General features: G+C 65.8%; 5 protein-coding genes and 1 riboswitch. Of the genes, 2 read left to right on the forward strand and 3 right to left on the reverse strand.

All coding sequences use genetic code 11. From position 1 onward, the window contains the following. Positions 1-133 precede the first annotated feature (133 nt). A complete protein-coding gene (locus AB4Y84_RS15615; protein WP_363729859.1) occupies positions 134-769 on the forward strand; it encodes an energy transducer TonB in 636 nt (211 codons plus the stop codon). On the opposite strand, the gene AB4Y84_RS15620 is transcribed toward AB4Y84_RS15615, so the two are convergent. From AB4Y84_RS15620 to ahcY, 3 genes are all read right to left on the reverse strand, one after another. Beyond that, entirely contained in the window at positions 766-1269 is a 504-nt protein-coding gene (locus AB4Y84_RS15620; protein ID WP_100462955.1) for a hypothetical protein, read from the reverse strand. The two genes, AB4Y84_RS15615 and AB4Y84_RS15620, sit on opposite strands and share 4 nt — an antisense overlap. Next, on the reverse strand, positions 1269-1742 hold the full coding sequence (ybaK, locus tag AB4Y84_RS15625; protein ID WP_100462958.1) for a Cys-tRNA(Pro) deacylase: 474 nt from the start codon (positions 1740-1742) through the stop codon (positions 1269-1271). Before ybaK ends, AB4Y84_RS15620 begins: the two co-directional genes overlap by 1 nt. A 232-nt stretch (positions 1743-1974) precedes the next feature. Further along, the gene (gene ahcY, locus AB4Y84_RS15630; RefSeq protein WP_025876541.1) at positions 1975-3420 is read right to left on the reverse strand and encodes an adenosylhomocysteinase; all 1446 of its coding nucleotides are present in this window, start codon (positions 3418-3420) and stop codon (positions 1975-1977) included. Positions 3421-3456: 36 nt separating this feature from the next. Next, positions 3457-3539: riboswitch (S-adenosyl-L-homocysteine riboswitch) on the reverse strand. 123 nt (positions 3540-3662) lie between these two features. Here ahcY and AB4Y84_RS15635 point away from each other — a divergent pair. Next, positions 3663-3877 (forward strand): hypothetical protein (locus AB4Y84_RS15635; protein WP_442250400.1); only part of this gene is annotated, 215 nt, incomplete at its 3' end.

Below are 3877 nucleotides of genomic sequence, written 5' to 3' on the forward strand. Positions count from 1 at the left end.
GGACCGTGCGGCGTACCAGCGTGCCGTGGCGTTCTGGGAGAACAACGCCAACTGGCGCCCATGATCGGGACGCTGTGAAACGGCCGCGCAACAACACGCTACGATGGCGGCAGATTGGCGCAGGAGGTGCAGAATGATGATGGGACGCATGAACCCACGGGGCGCTGTGCTGGGGACCGTGCTGCTTGCCGCTGGTGGTTGCTCGGCGGGATACGACGCCGACGCGTCCTGCGGAAGCTTGTCCGAGCCGGCGGCGGTCCGTGATGCCAGTGTCGACCAGTTGCAGGCATCCAGTATCGGAGGGCGCTGTACGTTCCGCGCAACCGGGAGCGATGCAGCAGCGCTGCAACGCCAGCAACGCATGCTGGAGGCGATCTCCCTCATCGCATGTGGCAAACCGGCAAACGCCCAGCCGACGCAGGGAACATCGGGCTTCGAACTGCAGATGCCTTCGCGCTGCGCGCTCTCCGCACGCACGTCGCAGGTTGTCCAGGATGCCGCTGGCTGGCGTCTTGACCGCGCTTCCATGCCGAGCTATCCGGCGGCTGCACGCGCTGACAACCTGCAGGGCAAAGTGAGCATGAGCGTGCTGTTGAATGACCAGGGGCACGCCGAAGCAGTCATCGTTGCGGGGTCCAGCGGTCATCCGCTGCTCGACGAAGCGGCAGTGAAGGCCGCGCTGGGATGGCGATGGAAACGGGAGGGAGGGACCTCCAGCACCCCACGTATGAGCATGGTGCCTGCCACAGCCACGTTTGCGAGCGATTAGCCGGCCGAAGTCCCCGCCATCGGTGTCCACTCCCACCACGGGTAGTGGTACTCGCGATCGATGGCATCCCAGTGCTGGCCGCAGCAGGTGCAGGCCACCCGATGACGGTCGCCCCAGCCGTCCTCGGCTACGCCGAGTTCCAGCAAGCGCACATGACCCTGTTCGATCAGACGGCGTGGGTCGAAGAACAGATAATCCGGATACAGCGCGCACAAGCAGCCGCTGCGTTCACGCCAATAGCGCAGGCGGCGCAGTGCGGCTTTCAGGTGCACATCGTTGCTGACCAGTGCCCCGCCAAGCTGCACGCCCTGGCAGGCCTGCTCGATCCGCTCCGTCTGCGGCGCCAGCGCATCCAGCGTCGTAGCGCTGAACAACCGTGCCACGCGGCTGCTGGCCGCATGGATACGACTGGCATCGCGCGACAGCAGATCCTGCAGCAGCACATCGGCCTGCGGATCGTCCAGCCGCGGTGGCGGCGATGTGGACCAGGGCCAGCGCATCAACGGGGCCTGCCGATCGCGGCGTAGTGGCCGCCGGTCAGGTGCAGCAGGTCGGCCGGGGCCAGTTCCACTTCCAGGCCGCGGCGTCCCGCGCTGACGTGCAGGGTGGGCAGTGCCTGCGCGCTGGCGTCGAGAAAACTGCGCAGGCGCTTCTTCTGCCCAAGCGGGCTGATGCCGCCGACCAGATAGCCGGTTGCGCGCTGCGCGGCATCGACGGCGGCCATCTCGCACTTCTTGCAGCCGGCCGCCTCGGCCAGTGCTTTCAGGTCGAGCTGGCCGGCCACCGGTACGATCGCTACCAGCAGTTCGTGTGTTTCGGTGTTGGCCAGCAGCGTCTTGAATACCTGTGCCGGGTCCAGGCCCAGCTTTTCGACGGCTTCGCCGCCATAGGATTCGGCATGGGCGTCGTGCACGTAGCTGTGCACGGTATGGGCGATCTTCTCGCGCTTGAGCAGGTTGATGGCCGGGGTCATGGGGGAATCGTAGCGCGGGGCGAAGGCGTTGCCTTGACTGAGACTACTGCGTGTGGCCAATGAACAGCATCCACGCGTGGCGTGGATCTACACCACCTTTGTGTCGGATGGATGCAGGGCGGATGACCGAACGCCAACGCAGAACGGGCGCCCGAAGGCGCCCGTCCGTGTGCATCCGTTGCTGGGGTCAGAGCCCTTTCCTGCGGAAAGGGATCCGACCCCGCGCACGGCATCAGTAGCGGTAATGATCCGGCTTGAACGGACCTTCCACCGGCACGCCGATGTAGTCGGCCTGTTCCTGGCTCAGGGTGGTCAACTTCACGCCGATCTTTTCCAGGTGCAGACGGGCCACTTCTTCGTCCAGCTTCTTCGGCAGCAGGTACACCTTGTTCTCGTAGGTGCCCTTGTTGGCCCACAGGTCGATCTGCGCCAGGGTCTGGTTGGCGAACGAGTTGGACATCACGAAGCTCGGGTGGCCGGTGGCGCAGCCCAGGTTGACCAGGCGGCCTTCGGCCAGCAGGAAGATCGCATTGCCGTTGGGGAAGATGTACTTGTCCACCTGCGGCTTGATGTTGACGTGCTTCACGCCCGGGAAGGCGACCAGCGCATCGACCTGGATCTCGTTGTCGAAGTGGCCGATGTTGCAGACGATGGCCTGGTCCTTCATCGCGCTCAGGTGCTCGATGCGGATGATGTCCTTGTTGCCGGTGGTGGTGACGTACAGGTCGGCACGGCCCAGGGTGGATTCGATGGTGTTGACCTCGAAGCCTTCCATCGCCGCCTGCAGGGCGCAGATCGGATCGATCTCGGTGACCACCACGCGCGCGCCGTAGGCACGCAGCGACGCGGCGCAGCCCTTGCCGACGTCACCGTAGCCGCAGACCACGGCGACCTTGCCGGCCAGCATCACGTCCATCGCGCGCTTGAGGCCATCGGCCAGCGACTCGCGGCAGCCGTACAGGTTGTCGAACTTGCTCTTGGTGACCGAGTCGTTGACGTTGATCGCCGGGATCAGCAGGGTGCCGGCCTGGGCCAGCTGGTACAGGCGGTGCACGCCGGTGGTGGTTTCTTCCGAAACGCCCTTCCAGTCCTTGACCACGCGGCCCCAGTAACCCGGGCGCTCCTTGGCCACGCGCTTGAGCAGGTTCTTGATGACCTGCTCTTCGTGCGAAGCAGCCTTTTCGTCGACCCAGGTGCTGCCGTTTTCCAGCTCGTAGCCCTTGTGGATCAGCAGGGTCACGTCACCGCCGTCGTCGACCACCAGCTCCGGGCCGGTCAGGGTGCCGTCGGGCAGGGTGAAGGTCAGCGCGTCCAGGGTGCAGTCCCAGTACTCTTCCAGCGACTCGCCCTTCCAGGCGAACACGGGGGTACCGGTGGCGGCGATCGCCGCAGCGGCGTGGTCCTGGGTCGAGAAGATGTTGCACGAAGCCCAGCGCACGTCGGCGCCGATGTCCTTCAGGGTCTCGATCAGCACCGCGGTCTGGATGGTCATGTGCAGCGAGCCGGTCACGCGCACGCCCTTCAGCGGCAGCTCGGCCTGGTACTTGCGGCGGATGGACATCAGGCCCGGCATTTCGTGCTCGGCGATGTCCAGTTCCTTGCGGCCCCAGTCGGCCAGGGTGATGTCGCGGATCTTGTAATCGCCTTCGGTGGAGAAGGTCTTGGCAACAGCATTCATGCAGTAGCTCCGGTTGTGGGCGAGCGGATGCTCGCATCTGGCCGGGCGCCGTTGTTGCAAAGCCACCTGGCCGAGCCTGGCCGGTCTCAAGGGATCCGGTCGCAGCGCCCCTCGGCAGGGGAGGATGCCCATTATATCGCGCCTCCGCTGTGACACGGCGATGACCCAACCATCGGCAGATGGGCGCAGGTGCATGGCCTGTTAAGGTCGAGGGCTTCACGCAGCGAACAGGTGGAACAATGATGAGCACGCACGCACGCCGCAACCGGCGCTTGACTGGCCTGGTCCTGTCGATGGCACTGCTGGCGGTGGTCCCGCAGGCCTGGGCTGCGGCACCGCAGGCGGCCGCAGCGCAGGCACAGGGCGTGGCCGGTTACGAGCTGCCCTCGGCCGCACTGCAGGCCGTGGTCGACGCGCCGCGGGCGCCGTCGCTGTTCCTGTCGCCGCGCCGGGATGT

The organism is Stenotrophomonas sp. 2YAF22 (assembly GCF_052114665.1).
In the GTDB taxonomy this organism is placed as follows: Bacteria; Pseudomonadota; Gammaproteobacteria; order Xanthomonadales; family Xanthomonadaceae; genus Stenotrophomonas; species Stenotrophomonas indicatrix.

Bases quoted from the DNA above. Each gene is read 5' to 3' on its own strand.
- ahcY (WP_025876541.1), bottom strand. From the start codon at position 3,420: ATGAATGCTGTTGCCAAGACCTTCTCCACCGAAGGCGATTACAAGATC.
- AB4Y84_RS15620 (WP_100462955.1), bottom strand. From the start codon at position 1,269: ATGCGCTGGCCCTGGTCCACATCGCCGCCACCGCGGCTGGACGATCCG.
- AB4Y84_RS15615 (WP_363729859.1), top strand. From the start codon at position 134: ATGATGATGGGACGCATGAACCCACGGGGCGCTGTGCTGGGGACCGTG.
- ybaK (WP_100462958.1), bottom strand. From the start codon at position 1,742: ATGACCCCGGCCATCAACCTGCTCAAGCGCGAGAAGATCGCCCATACC.